General features: G+C 71.2%; 18 protein-coding genes. 8 read left to right on the top strand and 10 right to left on the bottom strand.

The window, feature by feature from the left end:
* The first annotated feature begins 3 nt into the window (after positions 1-3).
* Positions 4-2,202, top strand: coding sequence for a transglycosylase domain-containing protein (locus FBZ33_RS20900; protein WP_255508990.1), 2,199 nt, complete (start codon positions 4-6; stop codon positions 2,200-2,202).
* Between the two features lie 140 nt (positions 2,203-2,342).
* Here FBZ33_RS20900 and FBZ33_RS20895 read toward each other — a convergent pair whose 3' ends face one another.
* Positions 2,343-2,705 carry a DUF1330 domain-containing protein gene (locus FBZ33_RS20895; RefSeq protein WP_141910381.1) on the bottom strand — a complete coding sequence of 121 codons (363 nt, stop codon included), beginning with the start codon at positions 2,703-2,705 and terminating at the stop codon, positions 2,343-2,345.
* A 133-nt stretch (positions 2,706-2,838) separates the two neighbouring features.
* On the opposite strand from FBZ33_RS20895, the gene FBZ33_RS20890 reads away from it, so the two are divergent.
* Positions 2,839-3,459 (top strand): TetR/AcrR family transcriptional regulator, encoded by a 621-nt coding sequence (locus FBZ33_RS20890; protein WP_141910380.1) that lies wholly within the window; start codon positions 2,839-2,841, stop codon positions 3,457-3,459.
* Between the two features lie 255 nt (positions 3,460-3,714).
* Here FBZ33_RS20890 and FBZ33_RS20885 read toward each other — a convergent pair whose 3' ends face one another.
* The 3 genes from FBZ33_RS20885 to FBZ33_RS20875 all read right to left on the bottom strand — a co-directional run bounded on the left by FBZ33_RS20885 (position 3,715) and on the right by FBZ33_RS20875 (position 6,991).
* The gene (locus FBZ33_RS20885; RefSeq protein WP_141910379.1) at positions 3,715-4,188 is read right to left on the bottom strand and encodes a MarR family winged helix-turn-helix transcriptional regulator; all 474 of its coding nucleotides are present in this window, start codon (positions 4,186-4,188) and stop codon (positions 3,715-3,717) included.
* Positions 4,185-5,060, bottom strand: coding sequence for an MBL fold metallo-hydrolase (locus FBZ33_RS20880; protein ID WP_141910378.1), 876 nt, complete (start codon positions 5,058-5,060; stop codon positions 4,185-4,187). Before FBZ33_RS20880 ends, FBZ33_RS20885 begins: the two co-directional genes overlap by 4 nt.
* A gap of 83 nt (positions 5,061-5,143) precedes the next feature.
* Positions 5,144-6,991, bottom strand: a complete 1,848-nt coding sequence (locus FBZ33_RS20875; protein ID WP_141910377.1) for a thiamine pyrophosphate-requiring protein — start codon at positions 6,989-6,991, stop codon at positions 5,144-5,146.
* Between the two features lie 26 nt (positions 6,992-7,017).
* Between FBZ33_RS20875 and FBZ33_RS20870 the strand changes: the two genes are divergently transcribed.
* Genes FBZ33_RS20870 through FBZ33_RS20860 form a run of 3 tightly spaced genes read left to right on the top strand, consistent with a single transcriptional unit; the run spans position 7,018 to position 11,290 of the window.
* Positions 7,018-7,932 carry a TrmH family RNA methyltransferase gene (locus FBZ33_RS20870; RefSeq protein WP_370453030.1) on the top strand — a complete coding sequence of 305 codons (915 nt, stop codon included), beginning with the start codon at positions 7,018-7,020 and terminating at the stop codon, positions 7,930-7,932.
* Positions 7,933-7,979: 47 nt separating this feature from the next.
* Entirely contained in the window at positions 7,980-9,431 is a 1,452-nt protein-coding gene (argG, locus tag FBZ33_RS20865) for an argininosuccinate synthase (RefSeq protein ID WP_088949165.1), read from the top strand.
* 29 nt (positions 9,432-9,460) lie between these two features.
* A complete protein-coding gene (locus tag FBZ33_RS20860; protein WP_370453095.1) occupies positions 9,461-11,290 on the top strand; it encodes a PucR family transcriptional regulator in 1,830 nt (609 codons plus the stop codon).
* Between the two features lie 136 nt (positions 11,291-11,426).
* Here FBZ33_RS20860 and FBZ33_RS20855 read toward each other — a convergent pair whose 3' ends face one another.
* A complete protein-coding gene (locus tag FBZ33_RS20855) occupies positions 11,427-12,776 on the bottom strand; it encodes a hypothetical protein (protein ID WP_141910375.1) in 1,350 nt (449 codons plus the stop codon).
* Between the two features lie 82 nt (positions 12,777-12,858).
* On the opposite strand from FBZ33_RS20855, the gene murD reads away from it, so the two are divergent.
* Positions 12,859-14,205: a UDP-N-acetylmuramoyl-L-alanine--D-glutamate ligase gene (gene murD, locus FBZ33_RS20850; RefSeq protein WP_141910374.1), complete on the top strand. Its 1,347-nt coding sequence runs from the start codon at positions 12,859-12,861 to the stop codon at positions 14,203-14,205.
* A gap of 1 nt (position 14,206) precedes the next feature.
* Here the strand turns inward: murD and FBZ33_RS20845 are convergent, their stop codons facing one another.
* From FBZ33_RS20845 to FBZ33_RS20835, 3 genes are all read right to left on the bottom strand, one after another.
* Complete coding sequence (locus tag FBZ33_RS20845) at positions 14,207-14,713, bottom strand: DUF6114 domain-containing protein (protein WP_221629500.1); 507 nt, start codon at positions 14,711-14,713, stop codon at positions 14,207-14,209.
* A 1-nt stretch (position 14,714) separates the two neighbouring features.
* Positions 14,715-15,344, bottom strand: a complete 630-nt coding sequence (locus tag FBZ33_RS20840) for a DUF6230 family protein (protein WP_141910373.1) — start codon at positions 15,342-15,344, stop codon at positions 14,715-14,717.
* Between the two features lie 189 nt (positions 15,345-15,533).
* Positions 15,534-16,298 (bottom strand): TetR/AcrR family transcriptional regulator, encoded by a 765-nt coding sequence (locus FBZ33_RS20835; RefSeq protein WP_141910372.1) that lies wholly within the window; start codon positions 16,296-16,298, stop codon positions 15,534-15,536.
* Between the two features lie 434 nt (positions 16,299-16,732).
* Here FBZ33_RS20835 and FBZ33_RS20830 point away from each other — a divergent pair, with 434 nt between their 5' ends.
* The gene (locus FBZ33_RS20830; RefSeq protein ID WP_141910371.1) at positions 16,733-17,416 is read left to right on the top strand and encodes a Tat pathway signal sequence domain protein; all 684 of its coding nucleotides are present in this window, start codon (positions 16,733-16,735) and stop codon (positions 17,414-17,416) included.
* A 57-nt stretch (positions 17,417-17,473) separates the two neighbouring features.
* Here the strand turns inward: FBZ33_RS20830 and FBZ33_RS20825 are convergent, their stop codons facing one another.
* The gene (locus FBZ33_RS20825; RefSeq protein ID WP_255508989.1) at positions 17,474-18,463 is read right to left on the bottom strand and encodes a hypothetical protein; all 990 of its coding nucleotides are present in this window, start codon (positions 18,461-18,463) and stop codon (positions 17,474-17,476) included.
* 210 nt (positions 18,464-18,673) lie between these two features.
* Positions 18,674-20,080, bottom strand: a complete 1,407-nt coding sequence (locus FBZ33_RS20820; protein WP_141910370.1) for an acyltransferase — start codon at positions 20,078-20,080, stop codon at positions 18,674-18,676.
* A gap of 193 nt (positions 20,081-20,273) precedes the next feature.
* On the opposite strand from FBZ33_RS20820, the gene ngcE reads away from it, so the two are divergent.
* Entirely contained in the window at positions 20,274-21,689 is a 1,416-nt protein-coding gene (gene ngcE, locus FBZ33_RS20815; RefSeq protein ID WP_141910369.1) for an N-acetylglucosamine/diacetylchitobiose ABC transporter substrate-binding protein, read from the top strand.
* Positions 21,690-21,691: the final 2 nt, after the last annotated feature.

The following is a 21,691-nucleotide window of genomic DNA, read 5'->3' as shown; positions in this document are numbered from 1 at the left end:
AGCATGGCCGCCCCCCGCTCGCCGCTGTCGCGGCTGTTCACCGTGCTGCTCGCCGGCGTGTTGGCCGGGCTTGTCCTGGCAGTCGCCGCGCTGCCCGGCAACCTGCTGCTCGGGCTCGGCGCCCGCGCCGCGCTCGGGTCGTACGGCGCGTTGCCCGCCTCGCTGAAGACCCCCGCCACGCCGCAACGTTCGTACCTGTACGCCAACGACGGCAAGACGCTGATCACCACGTTCTACGACGTGAACCGCACCGACGTGCCGTTGTCGGAGATCGCCCCGGTGATGCGGCAGGCGATCGTGGCGGCCGAGGACCGGCGCTTCTACGACCACGGCGGCGCGGACCTGCGCGGCCTCGCCCGGGCACTGGTGGCCAACGTCAAGGGCGGCGGCACCGAGCAGGGCGGCTCGACGCTGACCATGCAGTACGTCCGTAACGTCCTCAAGACCGACCCCACCCGCACCGCCGAGGAGCGCGCCGCCGCCACCGACCCCACCTTCGGGCGCAAGATCCAGGAGATCCGGTACGCGAGTGCGCTGGACAAGAGCCTCGGCAAGGACGAGATCCTCGACCGGTACCTGAACATCGCCTACTTCGGCTCCGGCGCGTACGGGATCGCGGCGGCCAGCCAGCGTTACTTCGGCAAACCGCCGGCGCAGTTGACCCTCGCCGAGTCGGCCCTGCTCGCCGGCCTGGTGCAGTCCCCGGACGCGTACAGCCCGATCAGCGGCGACAAGGATGCGGCGCTGGCCCGCCGGTCGTACGTGCTGGACTCGATGGTCGCCACCAACGCGATCACCGCCGCGCAGGCCGCCCAGGCCAAGGCCGAGCCGCTGACCCTGCACCCCACCGCCCAGCCCAACGGCTGCACGGCGGTCTCCCAGGGCCACGACGACTGGGGCTACTTCTGCGACTACCTGCGGCAGTGGTGGCTGACCCAGCCGGCGTTCGGCGCCACCGTCGCCGAGCGTGAGCAGGCCCTGCGGTCGGGGGGCTACACCGTGGTCACCTCGCTGGACCCGAAGATCCAGGCCACCGCGCAGCAGCAGGCCACCAAGGTCTACGGATACGACAACAAGCGCGCCCTGCCGATCGCGGCGGTCCAGCCGGGCACCGGTCAGGTGCTGGCCATGGCGGTCAACCGGCACTACAGCCTCGCCGACAACCCGGCCGGGCAGGCGAACCACCCGAACACCGTCAACCCGTTGATCTCCGGCGGGGCCAGCGTCGACGGGTACCAGGCAGGTTCGACGTTCAAGCTGTTCACCATGCTCGCCGCGCTGGAGTCGGGCCGTACCCTCTCCACCGGCTTCGACGCGCCCGCCAAGTTGCCCACCCGGTACGCGGCCGAGGGGCCGGGCAGCTGTGAGGGCCGCTGGTGCCCGGCGAACGCCAACCCGGACTGGATGGACGGGTACCGGATGATGTGGGACGGCTTCGGCCGCTCGGTGAACACCTACTTCGTGTGGTTGGCCGAGCAGGTCGGCCAGGACAAGGTGGTCGAGATGGCGCAGCGCCTCGGCATCACCTTCCGGGCCGACACGGACGCCGCCTTCGCCAAGGACAACGCCGCGAACTGGGGGTCGTTCACCCTCGGCGTCGCCGCCACCACCCCGCTGGACCTGGCCAACGCGTACGCCACGGTGGCCGCCGAGGGCACCTACTGCACACCGGTGCCGGTGGTCTCGGTGACCGACGCGGACGGTGCGAAGGTGCCGGTCGGTCAGCCGTCCTGCAAGCGGGTCATCGACGTCGACGTCGCCCGTGCCGCGACCGATGCCGCTCGCTGCCCGGTGGGTCAGCAGTCGGCGTTCGGGCAGTGCAACGGCGGCACCGCGACCGGTGTGAACGACATCCTCGACGGCCGGCCGGTGGCCGGTAAGACGGGCAGCTCGGAGCAGAACTCGACCGAGACGTTCGTCGGTTTCACCCCGCAGGTCGCGGTGGCCGGCATCGCCGCCAACCCGGACGACCCGGCCGACTCGGTGGGCTCTGCGGTGCAGAGCAAGGTGATCGACGCGGTCGCCCGGGTCATCGCCACCGCTGTGAAGGGTCAGCCGGAGAAGGCGTTCGCCGCACCCAGCCGCGAGTTGGCCGGCGACGCGCGCCGCCCCGTGCAGCGCCCCGTGGTCCCGGAGCGTCAGCAGGCGCCCACCCAGGACCCCCGCTCGGCCCTGCAACGCTGGCTCGATCGTCGCGGCTGACTCCGGATTCAGTGGCGGCCTGGCCACCTCGGGCCGGGTCGCCGTGCTCTTCCCGCAGGTCCGCTGGCGGGCGTCGGTCACTCCGAGGTCACTGCCGTGCCTGACGGTGACCTCGGAGTGCGACTCGACCGGGCCCAGCCTCAGCGATTGGCGGAGGCTGCCGAGATGGCGGCGCGCACCTGCTGGGCGAAACCGGCGACGGTGAAGTCCGGGGCCAGGCTGTCGACCAGGATGATGTCCGAGACGGCATTGTTCGTCCGCAGTGGCATGATCGCCTGGTAATCGGGCGAGTTGTACCAGTTCTCGGCGTCGGCGCGGGTGGGGAACTCCATCAGGACGACGGAGCCGGGCCAGGCGCCCTCGACCACGTCCACGTCGCCCTGGGCGAGCCACTTGCCGCCGTGCGGGCGCACGGTCGCCTCAACCTGCTCCAGGTACGACAGCCCCGCCTCGTTCGGGATGCCGCCGGGGATGCGCAGGTGGTTGATCAGGTAGGTGCTCATAGGGATCTCCAGTCCTCGAGCTTTAGATGACGTCAATAATCTAACCAAGGTCCGCAGCTGCGGCAAGTTTTGGATTAGGGTCATCCTCTATAATTCGGGGGTCCAGTGATGAGCACGTGAGAGAGGAAGCGCGATGGGCAGGACATCACGTGCCGAAGCGGCGAGGCACCGCGAGGAAGTGGTGGCCGTCACCTCGCGGCTGCTCCGTGAACGCGGCGCGGCGGGCATGAGCGTGCAGGACCTCATGGGTGCCGCCGGACTGACCCACGGAGGGTTCTACAAGCAATTCAGCTCCAAGGACGAGTTGCTGGGCATTGCCGCCACGACGGCGTTCGGCGAACTCCTGGCCCTGCTGGACCAGTTCTCCGACGACCTACCCGACCGGTCGGAAGCGCGGAGGGCGCTGCTGCGGCACTACCTGTCACCCGAGCATCGCGACACACCCGGCACGGGATGTGCCAACACCGCGCTGGCCGCCGACGCCGCCCGGGCATCCGCCGACAGCCCGCTCCGCACGTCGTACACCGTGGGTCTTCAGGAGACGGTCAAGCGAATGACGGACCTCGCGGAGGCGCCCGGCCGAGACGGGACCGACGCCCGCCGGCGCGCGCTCGTTGACCTCGCCACGATGGTCGGTGCGCTCACGCTGGCCCGCGCGACGGGTCAGACGCCCCTGTCGGAGGAGATCCTCCAGGCCGCGCAGGCAGCCCTGTCGAGCCCGGCCAGCGCACGCGGAGACGGGGACGACAGCTGACGATTCGCCAGCAGCGGTCCACCCGCGACCTTGCGTTCGGCCCTGCAACGCTGGCTCGACCGTCGGGGCGGACCTGCAACGCGATGACGCCTCCCCACCCGCAGGGTTGGGTAGGCGCCATCGGGTCGACTACTTCTTGTTCTTCAACTGGTCGAAGTCGACAAGCGGGTTCCCGAGGCCGTGGGTGCCGTCGACACGCTCCACGCGTCGCACCGCGGAATACCACCTCGGCATGGTGGTGAAGTCGGCGACGGGTCAGTCGGGTTTTTTCTTCTCGGCGGCGAGGCGGTTCGCGAGGGCGGTTCCGGCGGGTGACTGTCGGGTGAACCCGTCCAGGAACGCGATGAAGGCGTCCACGTCCGTGCCCGCGGTGGCGTCGTCGAGCAGGTCGTACAGCTGGTTCTCGACCTCCGCGACGCGGAGGGCCGTGTCCTGGCCCGTCGGGGTGAGCGTGAGCTTCACCTGCCGCCGGTCGTGTGCACTGCTGGTTCTCTCCACGAGGCCGGCGGCGACGAGTCGGTCGACTATGCGGCTGGGGCTGGTGCCGGTGTCGCAGACGAGCATGTCGCCGAGTTCCCGGAGTGCCAGCGGTCCGTGGTCCGCGATGATGCGCAGTGCTTCTGACTGCGCCGGCGTGAGACCGATCGCGGACAGCAGCACGGTGAGCTGACGGTTGCCTTCTCGCTGTGCCGCGAGGATGAGGTAGCGGAGCTGTTCGGCTGTTCTCACACCGGTATGGTGCCGTGTTCGGCCAGCGCCCTGGCCAGAAGCCCGGCCGCAGCGGGATCGTGTGCGGCGAGAATCGGCATGCTCGGGTGGCGGGCGGCCAGCGCGTTGACTCGCCGGGTGACCTCGTGCAGCCCGGCGGCGTCGCCGACTCCGGGGACGCGGTCGGCGGCGAGCCGTCGCACGTCGTAGGTGACGTCGCCGACGAGCAGCATGGGCGGCATCCCCTGGCCGCGTAGCAGCAGCGACATCGATCCGGGCGTGTGCCCGGGGGTGGGCAGCAGTAACAGGGAGCCGTCGCCCATGACGTCGTGGGCGTGGGTGAACGGCGCGATGGCCGGGTCGTCGACCCGCTGCGGGGTGACGGCCGTGAAGCTGACGCCCGGCACGTGGATGTGCTCCCGCAGCAGACCCGCGAAGGCCGCGAACGTTTTGTCGACCTCGGCCAGTTCGGCCGCGTGGACCAGGATCCGCGCCGACGAGGGCAGCTCCCGGAGGCCGCCGATGTGGTCCTGGTGCAGGTGCGAGAGGACTGCCACGCGCACGTCGGCGATGTCGTAGCCCTGCTCGCGGAGGCGGTCGGTCAGGGTCGCGCCCGCCGGCACGTCGAAGGTGGCGAGCCTGCGGTAGACGTGTCCGGCCGGGCCGCCGGGAAAGTACCCCGGGTCGGTGACCGAGCGCCGGTCCTGGCCGGTGTCGAACAGCACCAGCCCCTTGTCGTGCTCGATCACGTACACGTTGATCGGGAGGGGGTCGGTCCACCGGCGTGACGTGTTGAGCCACCAGAGCAGTGGGGTGCCGTTCGTCTCGACGTGCTCCGGACGGATCCGGACGGTGCCCGTGCTGACGACGGCGACCCGTTTGATCGGATTCATGGGGTAATCCTTTCCGTGTCGCGACATGTATGTCGCGACACGAATTAGACGTCTGTGGAGTCCCGGTGTCAAGCGGTACGCCGTCAGCGCTCGCGGCGGCGGGGGCGGTAGCTGGCGAGGGTGGCCGGTAGGCCGCGTCGGACGATCCCGGCCCAGTCGGTGTCGCCGCGCAGCACCGCCGCCGCGGTCTTGCGGGCCTGCTCGGCGGTGAAGTGCGGCGGGAGCATCAGCTCGGCCGGGTCGACCAGGGCGTTGATGACCACCGGTCGGTCGGCGGACAGCGCCCGGTCCCAGACGCCGGGGATCTGCTCCGGCGAGTCGATCAGCTCGCCGCGCAGCCCGAGCACCTCCGCCCACTGGTGGTAGGCGATGTCCGGCAACTGCTGACTGTCCGGGAACATCGGCGTCCCCTCGCTGGAGCGCTGTTCCCAGCTGACAAACGCCAGGTCCCGGTTGTTGAGCACCAGCACCACGAACCGTGGGTCGGCCCAGCTCCGCCAGTACTTGGCCACGGTGATCAGCTCGTTGACGCCGTTCATCTGCATGGCGCCGTCGCCGATCAGCGCGACGAGCGGCCGGTCCGGGTGGGCGAACTTGGCGCTCAGCGAGTACGGCATGGCGCCGCCCATGGACAGCAGCGTTCCGGACAGGCTGGCCAGCATCCCGGGGCGGACCTGGATGTGTCGGGCGTACCAGGCGGTGGTGGTGCCGCAGTCGACGGCGAGCATCACGTCGTCGGGCAGGCGTTCATTGAGGGTGTGGAAGAGCAACTGCGGGTTGACCGGGTCGGCGGTCTGCTCGGCCAGGTCGCGTTGCACCCGCCGCCACGCCGAGGTGTTGTCGGCGATCTCCGCCCGCCAGGCGGTCGGCCCGGGGCCGGGGCCCAGCTCGTCCAGCAGGGCCCGCAGTGTGGGGCGGGCGTCGCCGGTCAGGTTCACCTCGGTCGGGTACCGCAACCCGAGCTGGGTGCCGTCCAGGTCGATCTGCACCGCGCGGGCCTGCCCGGGCGGCGGGTAGAACTCCGAGTACGGCATGTTGCTGCCCACGATCAGCAGCCGGTCGCAGCCGGTCATCAGCTGCCAGCTCGGTCGGGTGCCGAGCAGCCCGATCGCGCCGGTCACCCACGACTCGCGGTGGTCGACGGCGGTGAAGCCGAGCAGCGCCGTGGCCACACCGGCCCCGAGTCGGTTGGCGATCTCGCGGACCTCGTCGCGCGCGCCCAGAGCGCCCTGCCCGACCAGCATGGCCACCCGCTGCCCGCCACGCAGCACCTCGGCCGCCCGGCGCACGTCCGCCGCCGGAGGCACGGTCGGCGTGCTGCTCGGCGCGTTGCTGGTCTGGTAGTAGCCGTGCGCGTGCGGCGGGTCCGGGACAGCCGGCTCGTCCTGGAGGTCCAGGGGGAGGATCAGGGCGGTGACGGTACGCCGGGCCAACGCCGTACGACATGCCCTGTCGACCAGGTGGCGCACCTGCGCGGGGTGGTCGAGCTGGGCCAGGAACGCCGCCGCCACGTCCTTGTAGAGGGCGAGCAGGTCGACCTCCTGGTAGTAGCCGCCGCCCTCGGCGGTGGTCGCGGTGTGCCCGACCAGGGCGACCACCGGTTGGTGGTCGAGCTTGGCGTCGTACAGGCCGTTGAGCAGGTGGATGGCGCCCGGCCCGCTGGTGACGAGGGCACAGCCCAGCGGTCCGCCGCCGTACTTGACGTGGGCGGAGGCGGCGAAACCCGCGGTCTCCTCGTGCCGTACCTGGATGAACTGGGCCCGCTCGTTGGTGCGTTGCAGCGCGGAGGTCATGCCGTTGATGCCGTCACCGGGATAGCCGAAGTAGCGGTGCACACCCCAGCTGGCCAGCCGGGACACGATGTGGTCCGCGACGGTCGGGTGCCGGGGCAGGGCACCGGCCTCGCCCGGGGCGGTGTGGTCTGCGCTCACCCGGCTGATCCTTCCCGTCCGGTCCGATGCTCCGCCTGTCATTTCTCTTCTTCTCCGGACAAACCACCCCGCCGGGCGGGCGTCGGAGGGCGGGGCTGGCCGTCCGGCAGAATCGTCGGGTGCCCGTCCACCAGATCACCGACCCCGACGACGACCGGATCGCCGACTACCGCGCGCTCACCGACGTCGAACTGCGCACCCGCTGGGAGCCGCCGCACGGCCTGTTCATCGCCGAGGGGGAGCTGGTGTTGCGCCGGGCGCTGCGCGCGGGCTACCCGGCCCGGTCGTACCTGGTCGACGCCAAGCGGGTCGACCAACTCGCCGACCTGGACACCGGCGACGCGCCGGTGTACGCCGCGACGCAGGACGTGCTGCAACGAGCCACCGGTTTCCACGTACACCGGGGGGTGCTGGCGTCGTTCCACCGCCGGCCGCTGCCGACGGCGGCCGAGGTGCTCGCCGCCGCGCGCCGGGTCCTGATCCTGGAGGACGTCAACAACCACACCAACCTCGGGGCGATCTTCCGGGGAGCCGCCGCGCTCGGCATCGACGCGGTGCTGCTGTCGCCGTCCTGCGCCGATCCGCTCTACCGCCGCAGCGTGCGGGTGAGCATGGGCGAGGTCTTCGCGATGCCGTACGCGAAGCTCGATCCCTGGCCCACGGGCCTGGATCAGGTGCGGGACGCGGGCTTCACGGTGCTCGCCATGACGCCGGCCCCGGACGCCGTACCCATCCAGCGGTTGACCCCGGCGCAGCGGGAGAGGGCGGCGCTGCTCCTCGGAGCCGAGGGCCCCGGCCTCACCGCGGCGGCCCAGTCGGCCAGCGACGTGCGGGTGGTCATCCCCATGCGGCGCGGGGTGGACTCGCTCAACGTGGCAGCCGCCGCAGCGGTGGCGTTCTGGGAGCTGGGCCGCGACGACCCACCTTTCGGTGGCGCGTAACCCGCTTCTATTTGCATGGCCATGCGTCTTGACGCATAATCTTCCCTGTGTCCAAGGTTCTCACCTCCCTGCCCACCGGCGAACGTGTCGGCATCGCCTTCTCCGGCGGCCTCGACACCTCGGTCGCGGTCGCGTGGATGCGCGACAAGGGCGCGATCCCCTGCGCCTACACCGCCGACATCGGCCAGTACGACGAGCCCGACATCGGTTCGGTGCCCGGTCGTGCGCTCAGCTACGGCGCCGAGGTCGCTCGACTCGTCGACTGCCGCGCCGCCCTGGTCGAGGAGGGCCTGGCCGCGCTGACCTGCGGCGCCTTCCACATCCGCTCGGGCGGGCGCGCGTACTTCAACACCACGCCGCTCGGCCGGGCCGTGACCGGGACCCTGCTGGTGCGGGCGATGATCTCCGACGACGTCCAGATCTGGGGCGACGGCTCGACGTTCAAGGGCAACGACATCGAGCGCTTCTACCGGTACGGCCTGCTGGCCAACCCGCAGCTGCGCATCTACAAGCCGTGGCTCGACACCGCCTTCGTCACCGAGTTGGGTGGGCGTAAGGAGATGTCGGAGTGGCTGCTCGAACGCGACCTGCCGTATCGGGACAGCACCGAGAAGGCCTACTCCACCGACGCCAACATCTGGGGCGCCACGCACGAGGCGAAGACCCTCGAACACCTCGACACCGGCATCGAGACGGTCAACCCGATCATGGGCGTCCGGTTCTGGGACCCGTCGGTGGAGATCCCGACCGAGGACGTCACCATCGGCTTCGACCAGGGCCGCCCGGTGACGATCAACGGCAAGGAGTTCGGCAGCCCCGTCGACCTGGTGCTGGAGGCCAACGCCATCGGCGGCCGGCACGGCCTGGGCATGTCCGACCAGATCGAGAACCGGATCATCGAGGCCAAGAGCCGGGGCATCTACGAGGCACCCGGCATGGCGCTGCTCTTCGCCGCGTACGAGCGGCTGGTCAACGCCATCCACAACGAGGACACCCTGGCGAACTACCACAACGAGGGCCGCCGCCTCGGCCGACTGATGTACGAGGGCCGCTGGCTGGACCCGCAGGCGCTGATGCTGCGCGAGTCGTTGCAGCGCTGGGTCGGCACGGCGGTCACCGGCGAGGTGACGTTGCGGCTGCGCCGGGGCGAGGACTACTCGATCCTGGACACCACCGGCCCCGCGTTCAGCTACCACCCGGACAAGCTGTCGATGGAGCGTACCGAGGACTCGGCGTTCGGCCCGTCGGACCGGATCGGCCAGCTCACCATGCGCAACCTGGACATCGCCGACTCGCGGGCGAAGCTGGAGCAGTACGCCTCCCTCGGCATGGTCGGCGGTGGGGCCCCACAGCGGATGATCGGCGCCGCGCAGGCAGCCTCCACCGGGCTGATCGGTGCCATGCCGGAGGGCGGCGCGGAAGCCATCGCCTCCCGGGGCGTCGCCTCCCCCGAGGACGAGGCGCTCGACCGCGCCGCGATGGAGTTCGGCGTCGACTGAGCCGCTGACCGGCTTCGGCGGCTGGGCCGCTGACCGGCCTCGGCTGCGGCGAGTCGAGATCCGGCGTCACGGACGGTAGCGTGTCGGCCGTGTTCCCTACCGTCCGTGAGGTCCTGGCTCTGGACCCCGTCCGCCACTTCGCGCCGCGCGTGGTGGCCGGAGACGCGGGGCTGGACCGACCCGTCCGCTGGGTGCACGTCGCCGAGGTGCCGGACATCGCCACCCTGCTCGGTGGTGGTGAGCTGGTGCTCACCACCGGCATCGGCCTGCCCGGGGACGACGCGGGGCTGCGCGCGTTCATCGGCGACCTCGCCGACGTCGGAGTCTCCGGGCTCGTCGTCGAGCTGGGCCGTCGCTACGTCAGCGGGGTGCCCCGGGTGATGGTCGCAGCCGCCGAGCGGCGCGGGCTGCCCCTGGTGGAGCTGCGCCGGGCCACCCCGTTCGTGCGGATCACCGAGGCGGTGCACGCGCTGATCGTCGACGCGCAGCTCACCGAGCTGCGCGCCACCGAGGAGATCCACCAGCGCTTCAACGACCTGTCCGTCGAGGGCGCGGACGCCGCCGAGGTCATCCGGCAGGCCGCCGAGCTGTCCGGTTGCCCCGTGGTCCTGGAGAACCTGTCCCGGCAGGTGCTCGGGTACGACCCGGCGGGCGAGAGCGCCGAGCTGCTGCTGGACAGTTGGGAGCAGCATTCCCGGCGGATCCGGCCGACCGGGCGCACCGCGTACGACCCGGACAACGGCTGGCTGGTCACGGCCGTCGGCGCGCGGGGGCAGGACTGGGGTCGCCTGCTGCTGCGCTGGCCGGCCAGCGGCGACGTTCCCGGTACTCGGTCCAGCGAGCCGGCCGTCGGCCCACCCACCCGACTCACCATCCTGATCGAGCGGGCCGCGTCCACCCTCGCGCTGGGCCGGCTGATCCGCCGCGACGCCGAAGGGCTGGAACGGCAGATCCACCGCACCCTGCTCACCGCGCTGCTCGACCACTCCCGGCCGGTGGACGAGGTCGCGCTGCGGGCCAAGGCGCTCGGTGTGGTGCTCGACCGCCGGCACCTGGTCGGCGTGATGGTCCGACACCGGGTCGAGGACCCGGTCGGGGAGAGCGGCCCGGAGGCGGGTCAGGCCCGGCTGCGGGACCTGTCCGAGGCCGTCGGCCAGGCACTGCGGGAGGCGAAACTGACCGCGCTGACCAGCGCGGTCGACGACAACTCGGTGGGCGTGCTGCTGGCTTTGACCGACCCGGCCGCCGAGGACCGCGCGCTGTCCGCGTTCGCCGGCGCACTCCGTCGGGTACGCCTCGACTCCGCCGCCAGCCGGGCGACCTCCGGTGGCGAGGTGCCCCGGTCGACGGCCGGCACCGAATCGTCAGCTGCGCCGTTCGCTGTCGATGTGCACCGCGGTGCTGGTCCAGGGGCGGTGATCGTGGCCGCCGGGTCCGGGGTGGGGAGCCTGCGCGAGGCCCGACGGTCGTTGGTCGAGGCGCGGCAGATCGCCGAGGCGGCCCGGCAGGACCGGCGGGACCTGCCGATCTTCCGGCTGCCGCACGTCGGGCTGGCCGGGCTGCTGCACCTGCTCCGCGACGAGCCCCGGTTGCAGACCTTCGTGGAACGTGAACTCGGCGCCCTGCTGGAATACGACGCCCGCCACCCCCGGGAGCAGTTGCTCGACACCCTGCGCGCGTACCTGGAGCAGGGCCGCAACAAGACCGCGGGCGCAGCCGCCGCCCACCTGTCCCGGCCGGCGTTCTACGAGCGCCTGGCCCGCATCGCCCGCATCCTCGACGTCGACCTGGATTCGGTAGAGGCCAGCCTGTCCCTACACGTAGCCCTACTGGCCCTCGAAGCAGTCCGAACCCCCTAAGAACCTCCCCGCGCCCCGCCCCTGCCGCCGATCATGGAGTTGTGGTGCTCCACAAAAGCCCCAAGAACGTTTGTTACGCCCACCACAACTCCATGATCGACGCGGGCGGGCGGGCGGGGTGGGGGTGCGGGTGGGGTTAGGGGAGGGGGATCAGGGTTTTTGCATAGGTTGGGGGGATGTGGTTGGGGCCACCGGGGGTGAAGACGTCCGAGTGGGCCACCGCCGACCAGGCTGTCGCCGGGACGGCGTCGACCAGGGCTCGGATCACCGGGGCGTCGCGCCACTGGTCCTGCTCGGCGAGCAGGCCGAGAGCCACCACCGACTCCTCGACCTCGCCCACGCACTCGAACGGCTTGTGCCCGTCCACACCCAGCAGCTCGCGGTAGCCGGGGATCTGCTCCGGGTCGGCCAGCAGGTCGCCGCCGAAGATGTGGGTGACCCGCTCGCGGGACATGAACGGTGCCATGGCGAGGAAGACGAACCGGCACTTCGGGCAGTTACGGCACCAGCGCTCGCTCGCGTCGTGCAGCTTGAACGCGGCATTGCAGCTGGTCACCACGTCGTCGTACCGGGTGATCTCGGCGAAGAGCCGGGCGATGTGCAGCTCCGACAGTGAGCGCAGCAGCGAGAAGTACGGTTCGGTCAGGCCGGCGTGCTCGGCCAGCGCCGCCCGCAGCAGCCCCTCCGCCTCGACACCCTTGGACCACTGGTGGTTGATCTCGTGGCCGTCCCAGACCAGGTTCGGGTCGGACGCCGAGCGCTCGTTGGACATCACCACCGGGCCCAGCCCGTGCAGCACCGCGGTGGCGACCGCGATCAGCGAGTTGATGGCGGTGACCGGGATGTGCCCGTTCAGCCCGCCGGCCGCGTTCAGGTCGAAGAGCACCGGGTCGAGCCGCCGTCGGGCGGCCAGCGGGGTCAGCCCGGAGGCCTCGTTCACCGCGACGATCACGTGGTTCGGGTTGACCGAGAACGGCACCGGGTCCAGCTCGGCGCGGCGCAGCGCCTCCAGGCTGACGATCGAGTCCTTGCCGCCACCCACCGCCGAGAGGGGGCGACGGTCGGAGTCGTCGTACACGCGCGGGGGCTCCGGTGAGCCGGCCGGCACCTCCGGGCGCAGCTGGAGCACGTGCGGCAGTTGGTTGCGGTACGCGTACTCCGCGAGGCCCTTGGTGTAGACGGCCGTGACGTAGTCGACGGTGGCCGCGCCCAGCGGCGCCGGCAGCACGAGTCGGGGCGGCGCGGCGGCCTTGTAGTAACTGACGCCGGCGACGAGGTGCAGCACCTCCAGCACCCGACCGAGGGTCGCCACCGTCTCGTCCGAGGGTGGCTCGGCCGGCAGCGGGAGAGTGATCACCTCGGTGAATCGCTGCTCGCCGGTCGGGCCGGTCAGGGCGTAGTCGAACAACACCTCGCCGGTGGCGAAGTCGATCGAGTAGGACGGAAAGGTGAAGGCGTCCATCCGCCGGAGCTGCTCGTTGGGCACACGCCATACTAGGCCCTGGTTCGTCCGGCCGTGTCCGGACCGGGCCCGCCCTGCCGCCGCCGTGACCCCCGAGGAGAGCCCTGTGCGCCTGTCTGACCTGCGCGGACGTACCGTCGCCGTCTGGGGCACCGGTCGGGAGGGCCGGGCCGCTGTGACCGCCATCGCGGCGCACGGCCCGGCCGAGCTGGTCGCCGTCGACGACAGCGCGAACTTCCTGTCGCTGCCCTGGGACGGCCCCCTGGCCGAGGCGGCGCCGCTGGTGACCGGTGAAGCGGGCTTTGAACGGCTGGCCGCCGCCGACGTGGTGGTCCGCTCCCCGGGCGTGCCCCAGACCCACCCGTGGCTGGTCGAGCTGCGCCAGCGCGGGGTCATGGTCACTCAGGGCACCGCGCTGTGGATGGCCGACCACGCCGCGCGCACCGTCGGGGTCACCGGCAGCAAGGGCAAGAGCACCACCTCCAGCCTGATCAGCCACCTGCTCACCGCGATGGGCCGGCCGAACGTCTTCGGCGGCAACATCGGGGTGCCGACCCTGGACCTGCCGGACGCGGAGCTGTACGTGCTGGAGCTGTCCAGCTACCAGTGCAGCGATCTCACCGACTCGCCCCGGGTGGCGGTGGTCACCGCGCTCTTCCCCGAGCACCTGGACGCGCACGGTGGTGAGCGGGAGTACTACCGCGACAAGCTCAATCTGCTGGCCCACAACCCGCAGACGATCGTGGTCAACGGCGGCGACCCCCGGCTCGCCGCCGAGCTGGGTGAGCTGCCGGTGGTCCGGGCCGGTCACCCCGACACCACCCACGTCGCCCCCGGCCTCGACGGCATGCCCTGGTTCCATCTCGGCGACCAGGCGCTGTTCCCGCGCGCCGTACTGCCGCTGGTCGGACGGCACAACGAGGGCAACCTGTGCGTCGCTCTCGCCGTGCTCGACGCACTCGGCATGGACGTGGTGGCCGGCAAGGACCACCTCGCCGTCGCGGTCGCCGAGTTCCAGGGGCTGGCCCACCGGCTCACCGAGATCACCGACCCGTCCGGGCTGACCTTCGTCGATGACACCCTCGCCACCAGCCCGTACGCCGCGATGCACGCGATCGACGCGTACGACGGACGGCCGCTGACGGTGATCGTCGGGGGCACCGACCGGGGTCTGGACTACACGCCGCTGGCCGAGCACCTGGCCGAGCGGGAGCTGACGGTGATCGGCATCCCGGACAGCGGCACCCGCATCGTCGAGGCGCTCGCCGGCCTGCCCAAGGTGCGTACCGAACTGGTCGACGATCTGGTGGACGCGGTCCGGCTGTCCCGCGAGGTGACCCCGGCCGGCGGGGTCGTGCTGCTGTCCCCGGCGGCGCCGAGCTACGGCCGGTTCCGCAACTTCGAGCACCGCTCCGAGGTTTTCGCGCAGGCGGTCGCCGACACCGCCCGCTGAGTCAGCCCCGGTCGGCCGGGGTCGGGTCCGGCGCCTGCATGCCGGGCAGCAGCACGGTGTCGGCGTCGTCGTCGGGCTCCCTCGGCTCCGGTGCCTCGGGCTCCGCCGCGACGACCGGCGGGCGATTCTTGTCCGGGGTCCAGGCGAATGCGAGCGCTCCGCCGAGCAGGGCCAGCAGCATCCCGATGACGAAGCCGCCCAGGTTCGAGGTCAACCAGGAGACCAGCCCGAGCACCAGCGTGACAAGTGAGTAGAAGACCCTCTGCTGCGGGTTGGTGATCAGCAACAGCCCGCAGAGCACCAGGACGGTGGGCACCAGGTACGCGGCGAGCCCCTGCGGCCCGACGTGCAGCAGCACCCCGAGCGGCGCGCGCAGGGTCACCAGCATCTCCGCGCCGCCGAGGGCGATCAGCACCGCGGCGGTGAAGGGGCGGCCTCGCCGCCAGCGGCGCCACCGCCCGCGGGATCCGCGGGCGGCCGGCGCAGCCTGGTGTCGTTGTGCGCTCACGTCAGCACCCGTCTTGGGTGAACGCCATGCGCAGGTTGGGCAGGTTGAAGACGGCGGCCGTGGTGGCGTAGTTGTTCTGCCGCAGGTTTTCGATGACGATCGAGTCCGCCTGCTGGGAGAAGACGCCGGGGTTGCCCTTCACGCCGGGCACCTTGTCCAGGGTGCTGGCATCCTGACCGATGTCGATGTTCTTGAAGGAGGCGTTGCCGGCGATCTCGTCACCGTCGACCACAAGGGTGCGGGCGCTGACCGGCTTGTCGCCGTTGCCGGCAGTGATCTTCAGGAAGACGCCGCCCAGGTTGATGCTCTGGCAGAGGTTGGTCAGCTCCGCCTTGTCGATCGCCGAGACCATCACCAGGACCTGCCCGCCGGTGTCGCCCTGGTTGGGGCTGTCCGGGATCATCTGGTCGAGGGTGGCGAACTGCTCGAACCCGGTGCCGGTGAGCTTGTCGGCGGTGACGGTGAACGGCATGCCCGAGATGGCGAACTGCGCGGCCAGCACGCCCTGGGCGGTGAGCACGATCATGCCGGCGGCGCCCGCCGCGACGGTGCCGAACGCGGCGGCGAACCGGCGCCAGCGCACACCGCTGCGCGGCGGACCGGGTTCGATGTGTGCGGTCTCCTCCGACATGGGGCTCTCCTTAGAGATCATTCATTGGCGACAATGGGAATTGCGACCCCGGGATGCTGCGTATCGAGGCGCAGAGCCGAAGTTACCGCCGAGTAAAGGGCGGGTCAACAGCGTGTAGCGGCAGCCGGTTACGCGGTATCTGTGAAATGCGTCTAAAGTGAAAAACCGCTGCGGTTTCCGACCGTGTGATCAGGGCTGGAGGGTCGGCACGCAGGGCGCGGCCGTGCTCGGGCCGTCGTCCGGGCGTATTGGCCGGGTCGCCCGAGCCGCACCTTCGGTGCCAAGGAACGGCGCGATGGAGGCGTAGGTGAGCACCGGCAACAACTGCGGCAGTTCATTCGCCCGACCCTGCGCCACGCGGCCGCGGATGGTGGCGTAGACACCGCCGACCACTGTGGACACCAGAGCCTCGCGGTCCACGCCGCTGACCGCTGGTCCCGGGCCGGCGTCGGCGAAGAACCGGCGGAAGCTGCCGAGCAGCGCGTCCCGTTCCCGGCGGGCGTCCGGGCCGGCGGCGTCCACCTCGACGAGCGCCATCCGGGCGAACGCGGGCACGCTCGCCAGCACCTCCAGCAGGGTGCGCAGTGCACCGCGGGCGGCGTCCGGCCAGGCCGGGCCCGCCTCGTGGTAGGCGCTGTCCATCAGTTGTGACACCACGGCGATGCCGTGTCGGTACGCGGCGAGGAAGGCGTCCTCCTTGCCCGTGAAGAGGGCGTAGAAGGCGGGCCGCGTCACCCCGGCGGCGTGGCAGATGTCGCTGACCCGAGCGTTGTCGTAGCCCTTCGTCGCCACCTCGTGCACGAGCCCGTCGAAGAGGCGGTCGCGCTGGGTCGCGGCCACCGCCTCGGCGGAGACCCGGCGCGGGCCGCGCTTGATCGCGCGGTCGGGGTCGCGGCCGGGACGCGCGCCCGGGAGGGGCACCGACGCCGGATGCGGCTGGCTCTGCGTGGTCAACTCATTGACCGCCTTTGATGCGTTGACTTTACGACCCTCCGGGGTTTATAACTTTCTCCACGCTCAGTTGTTGTCCCGTCACCTATGGTGATCTCCCCGGATGATCGCCCTGACTCGTCGAAGGAGGGCTCGATGGCTGTCATTATCGCCGAACACGAGCGCCCTCCCAAGGCCGAAAAGGCGCAGGTGAAGCGATTCCGTCGCAGTGCGCCACGCTGGCCCGCCACCTGAACGGCGGCACCTCCACCACCGTCGGCCGGCCCTGACCGCCGCCCGGCCTCCGCCACCACCGCCGGCCGGTCCCGACGGCCGCCCGGCACCCTCCACCACCGCCGTCCGTCACGGACGGCCCCAATCCCCGCCCGGGCGTCCCCGCCCGGCGGTGACCGCCTGTGCGGTCCGCTCATTCCCGTCCCACCGCGGAAGGAAAAACCATGCTCAGGTACGGAAGAATCGGCGGGGGCCTCGTGGCCCTCGCGCTGCTGACCGGTCTCGTCGCCGCCACGCCAGCCTCCGCCGACCCGTCGGCCGCGCTCGCCGGCAACGTGCTGACCTACCCCACGGCCGGCGGCACCGCCGTCGCCGTCAACGACGTCATCCAGGCCAGCCTCAAGACCGGCACCAACGCCACCTTCTACAACTCCACCTCCGGCACCACCGGGATCAAGTGCGCCGCGTCCAGCTTCAGCGCCAAGGTGCTGACCAACCCGATCGCCCCGGGCACCGCCACCGAGAGCCTCACCGCCCAGAGCTTCGGCAGCTGCACCACCAACGTGTTCGGCACCACCGGGGTGCAGAGCATTGCTCTCAACAACCTGCCGTACGCCACCTCCGTCACCAGCGCCGGCGTCGTCAAGATCACCGGCACCACGGCGGCGCCGGTCCAGAGCACCGTCGTGCTGAAATCGCTGCTCGGCACGATCACCTGCGTCTACCGGACCAGCACCAACAGCCTCACCGGCGCGGCGGTCAACACGACCAACTCGATCACCTTCACCAACCAGCCGTTCACCAAGTTCTCCGGTCCGTCCCTCTGCTTCGGCACCGCGTACTTCTCGGCGACCTACTCGCCGGTGCGCGACAGCACCAAGGGCAACGCCGCTGTCTACGTGAACTGACCACGGTCCACGGGGCCGGTGCGCGGCGACCCGCCGTGCGCCGGCCCTCCACGGCGGTCAGCCGGCGGTCAGCTCCTGGTGCAGGGCGCGCATCGAGCGGATCGCCGAGCGGATCTCCTGAAGGTAGCGGCCGGGGCTGAGCGTCGGCTCCGGCAGCCGATCAAGGTCGACCAGACCGGGGTCGACGCCGACCGTGTCGATGCCGCAGCCGTACGGCACGGCCAGGGTGCGCAGCGCGTCGCAGTGCTGGAACGGCACGTAGATCGGCGCGGTCACCAGCAGCACCGCGTCGTCGGGGGCGAGGCGGACGTGCCCGGCCCAGAACCGCTGGGTGTCCGCGGTGTGGGCGCGCCGTCGGTGCGGTTCACTGGAGGGCGCGGCGAGCACCCGCACCGGTGGCAGACCCGCCGGGAGATAGGTGCGCGACGACCAGGAATGGTGCGGGTGATCCGCGTCGACCCCGTCCTCGACTGCCGGGGTGCTCACCCCGAACGCCAGCCGGACCGCCGCGTCCAGGGCGTCCACCTCGGTCACACAGCCGGGCACCCCCGCCTCGGCCAACATTCGGTGTTCCCGGTCGGAGAGCGGTCGGAAGCTGCCCAGCACCGCCACTTCGCCGGTCACCCCCAGCCCACCGTCCAGCAGGCGCGCGGCGTACGCGACGCGGCGCAGGCAGGCGTGCGCCAGACCGCCCAGCACCACCAGGTGGGCGTACGCGGGCTGGGCTGGTGGCACGGGTTGGACGAGCCCGAGCGCGGCGGCGGCGGCGTGCACCAGCTCGACGGTGCCCGAATCGAGATCCGGCTCCCGGGCGTCGGGCCTCTCCCGGCCACCCCGGAAGTCCCAGTGTTCGGCGGAGAAGTCGTCGAGGAACCGGAGCATGTCGGTGAGGTCACCGGCCGGCCACCTGCCGCCGAAGCGGTCGATCAGCTGGCGCAGCGGGTCGGCGCCCACCCATCCCTCGATCCCGTCGATCATCGCGGACGTGTCCGGGGCCCCGGCGGGCAGCGGAACGCCCGGCCCGATGAGCACAGGCCGGGTGCGCACCGGCCCTGATCGTGGCGGGTCGGGGAATTCGAGCACCGTCGGATCGTACCGATCGGAGCGCACGCCCGAGCCAGCCTGACCCGTCGGCCTGGGCGGTCGGAATCCTCGCTCTTCGGTGACCCCGCACGCCCACGGCGAGGACGGGGTGCGCTTCTTCACCCGGGCAAAGTGGGTCACCAGTCGAGGCCGCCGGTCGAGCGGCGGACGGGGTCAACCTCGGGTTCCCCACCCCGACCTGAGCAGTCGCAGCACGCCCGCCCCGGCCGCGTACGCCAGGAGCGCCGGGACGGGGGTGCCGAGCGGCTCCGGGGCGCGGGCCGCCGTCGTGCTGTTGATCAGCAGCCCGGCCACCACCGCGGCGTATCCGGCGACGGTCAACGCGGCCCCGAACGGGCCGGCCCGCCCAGCGGTGCGGTGCCGGCCACTGCGCGCCTCCACCGGCCCGAAGATGACGACCAGCACCGACAGGACGACGGTGAGCAGCAGCAGCCAGGGCAGCCGCCAGGCCCACCAGCCGGCGGAGTCGACCGCCGGGGTGGGCAGCGTCCCGGTCGCGTCGAGCACCCCGATCAGCAGGATCACGGCGGTGAGGTGCCAGAGGAAGATGGTCAGCACCACCAGGTTGACCCCGATCACCACCTGCCAGGGGCGGGTCCGGTGCAGCAGTCGTTCCGCCGGGTTTCGGAGCAGCAGGATCAGGCCCAGCTGACCGGCGGCGACGGCCAGCAGCGCGAGGCTGGGTGGCGAGGCGTTGTCGAGCCGTTCGCCGGGCACCTTGAGCATGGCCACCGGCCACGGGCCGAGCACGGTGAGCAGCACCAGCGCGCCCAGCCCGCCGACGAGGAACATCAGGCCGGCCCGGCGGGAGATGGGCAGTGTTCGGCGTACCCCCGGATGCTCGTGCGCCGACGGCCCGGCTGCGTCGGTGGACGGCGGCGCGGTCTGACCGGTGGCCGGCGGTGCGGCGCGGGTGTCGTGCCAGGCGAAGCCGAGCTGGTGGACGGCCAGCCATCCGAAGAGGTAGTTGCCGTAGCTCCACTCCTCCGGCCCGGTCAGCCGGCCGAGGTCGCCGAGGCCGACCAGGGCGACCAGCGCCAGCGGGACGACCAGGCCGAAGCGGCGGTGCAGCGCGTACATCGGTGGGGTGAGCGCGACCACCGCCAGGTAGGCGACCAGGAACCACAGCGGGATGGTGGCGAACCAGAACACCTCGCGGATCCGGGTCGGGTCGGTGCCGACCAGCCAGGCGACGGCCGCCGCGGCGGTGAGGACCAGTAGCAGCACGCTGGTGGGGCGGACCAGCCGGGCGCTGCGGTCGAGCAGCCAGCCGGCGGCGTCGCCGCCGCGGGCCCGCAGCCGGGTCAGCGAGGCCGCGTTGGCATAGCCGCCGACCAGGAAGAAGACGGGCATCACCTGGGCCAGCCAGGTCAACGGGTACGCCCACCGCAGATCGCCGAGCGCGGAGTGCCCAGTGGCCTGTCCGTCGGCGTCGCGCTCGATGACCGTGCCGACCCAGTGTCCGATAATGACCATGGCGATGGCGAGCGCGCGAAGTAGGTCGACGTACCGTTCCCGCTCGGCCGGGGTGCGCTCGGCCAGCTCGCGCAGACGGCGCATCGCCCCAGGCTAGGCGACCCGACCGCCGCAGATGGCGATAACGGTTCGACCGTCAGGACTTGAAGTCCGGGGCCGGCTGTCGTAGAAATTCTTCAGTAACAGAGCATGAACTGAAGAGAATCAACGTGCCTCGCGCGGCGGCCGCCGTCCCCCTGACATCGGCGGTCCGCCCGACCCGACCCGAGGAGACTCGATGAACAGGCGTGACATTCTGCGGCGCACCGCTGCCGCCGGCCTGCTGGCCACCCCCGCCGCCGGTCTGCTGACCGGCTGCGCCACCGGAGGCGGTGGTGACAAGAAGGACACCAGCACCTACCAGGGCACCAAGAGCGCCCAGAACCCGCTCGGCGTGAAGGAGGACGCCCCACTCGAGGTGGTGATCTTCGGCGGCGGTTTCGGCGAGGAGTACGCAAAGGCCCACGAGGCCATGTACACCGAGAAGTACCCGAAGGCCAAGGTCAAGCACTCCGTCACGCAGGAGATCAGCAAGACCCTCCAGCCGCGTTTCGTCGACGGCACCCCGCCGGACGTGGTCAACAACTCCGGTGCGGGCCAGATCGACTTCAACGGCCTGGTCAGTCAGAACGCCATCGCCGACCTCGGCGAGCTGCTCGCCGCGCCGAGCCTCGACGTCCCCGGCAAGACGGTCCGGGACACCCTGCTGCCCGGCGCGGTCGAGGTCGGCTCGTACGACGGCAAGTTCCTGGTGCTCAACTACACGTACACCGCCTACGGCATCTGGCACTCCAGCAAGCTGTTCACCGAGCGCTCCTGGGAGTACGCGAAGACCTGGGACCAGCACATCGCGCTCTGCAAGGAGATCAAGGCCGCCGGCATCGCCCCGTGGACGTACGCCGGTCTGCACCCGCGCTACATGAGCTGGCCGGTGATCGCCACCGCGATCAAGCTCGGTGGCCCCTCGGTGGCGACCGCCATCGACAACCTGGAACCGAACGCCTGGAAGTCCGAGTCGATGCGGACCGCCGCGGACGCCTGGCACCAGATCGTCAAGGACAAGTACATCCTGGACGGCTCGTCCGGCCTGGATCACAAGCAGTCGCAGACCGCCTGGTGCCAGGGCAAGGCCGCCTTCATCTCCTGCGGCTCCTGGCTGGAGAGCGAGCAGAAGGACGTCACCCCGGCCGGGTTCAACATGACCATCGCGCCCACGCCGAGCCTGGGCAGCGGCGACAAACTGCCGTTCGAGGCGATCCGGGGCACCGCCGGTGAGCCGTTCATGGTGCCCGCCAAGGCCCGCAACCTCGCCGGCGGCCTGGAGTACTTCCGCACCATGCTCTCCAAGAAGGGCGCCCAGGACTTCACGAAGAAGGTCGCCAGCCTCACCGTGGTCGCCGGCGCCACCGAGGGCGTCGAGCTGCCGTACGGCCTGACCACCGTGGTCAAGGCCCTCGACGCGTCCGGCGCCAACGGCTTCAACTGGGTCTACAACAACTACTACCGGAAGCTGGAGCGCAACCTCGTCGACGCCGCGTGCGGCGAGTTCTTCAGCGGCCGGATCGGCCCGGCGGAGTTCCTCGACCAGTGTCAGAAGGGCGCCGACTCGATCGCCCAGGACAGCTCGATCAAGAAGTACAAGCGAGCGGCCTGACC

The sequence above is a fragment of the Micromonospora sp. A202 genome (assembly GCF_006715105.1).
Classification (GTDB): Bacteria; Actinomycetota; Actinomycetes; order Mycobacteriales; family Micromonosporaceae; genus Micromonospora; species Micromonospora zamorensis.
Note: the sequence above shows the minus strand (reverse complement) of the source record. Positions and strands in the feature narration are given on the sequence as shown.

What these genes read in the sequence shown, in the direction of transcription:
- FBZ33_RS20900 (WP_255508990.1), top strand. Translation starts at nt 4, where the DNA reads ATGGCCGCCCCCCGCTCGCCGCTGTCGCGGCTGTTCACCGTGCTGCTC.
- FBZ33_RS20820 (WP_141910370.1), bottom strand. Translation starts at nt 20,080, where the DNA reads ATGCGCCGTCTGCGCGAGCTGGCCGAGCGCACCCCGGCCGAGCGGGAA.
- FBZ33_RS20880 (WP_141910378.1), bottom strand. Translation starts at nt 5,060, where the DNA reads ATGAATCCGATCAAACGGGTCGCCGTCGTCAGCACGGGCACCGTCCGG.
- FBZ33_RS20890 (WP_141910380.1), top strand. Translation starts at nt 2,839, where the DNA reads ATGGGCAGGACATCACGTGCCGAAGCGGCGAGGCACCGCGAGGAAGTG.
- FBZ33_RS20895 (WP_141910381.1), bottom strand. Translation starts at nt 2,705, where the DNA reads ATGAGCACCTACCTGATCAACCACCTGCGCATCCCCGGCGGCATCCCG.
- FBZ33_RS20840 (WP_141910373.1), bottom strand. Translation starts at nt 15,344, where the DNA reads ATGTCGGAGGAGACCGCACACATCGAACCCGGTCCGCCGCGCAGCGGT.
- FBZ33_RS20870 (WP_370453030.1), top strand. Translation starts at nt 7,018, where the DNA reads ATGCTCCGCCTGTCATTTCTCTTCTTCTCCGGACAAACCACCCCGCCG.
- FBZ33_RS20830 (WP_141910371.1), top strand. Translation starts at nt 16,733, where the DNA reads ATGCTCAGGTACGGAAGAATCGGCGGGGGCCTCGTGGCCCTCGCGCTG.
- ngcE (WP_141910369.1), top strand. Translation starts at nt 20,274, where the DNA reads ATGAACAGGCGTGACATTCTGCGGCGCACCGCTGCCGCCGGCCTGCTG.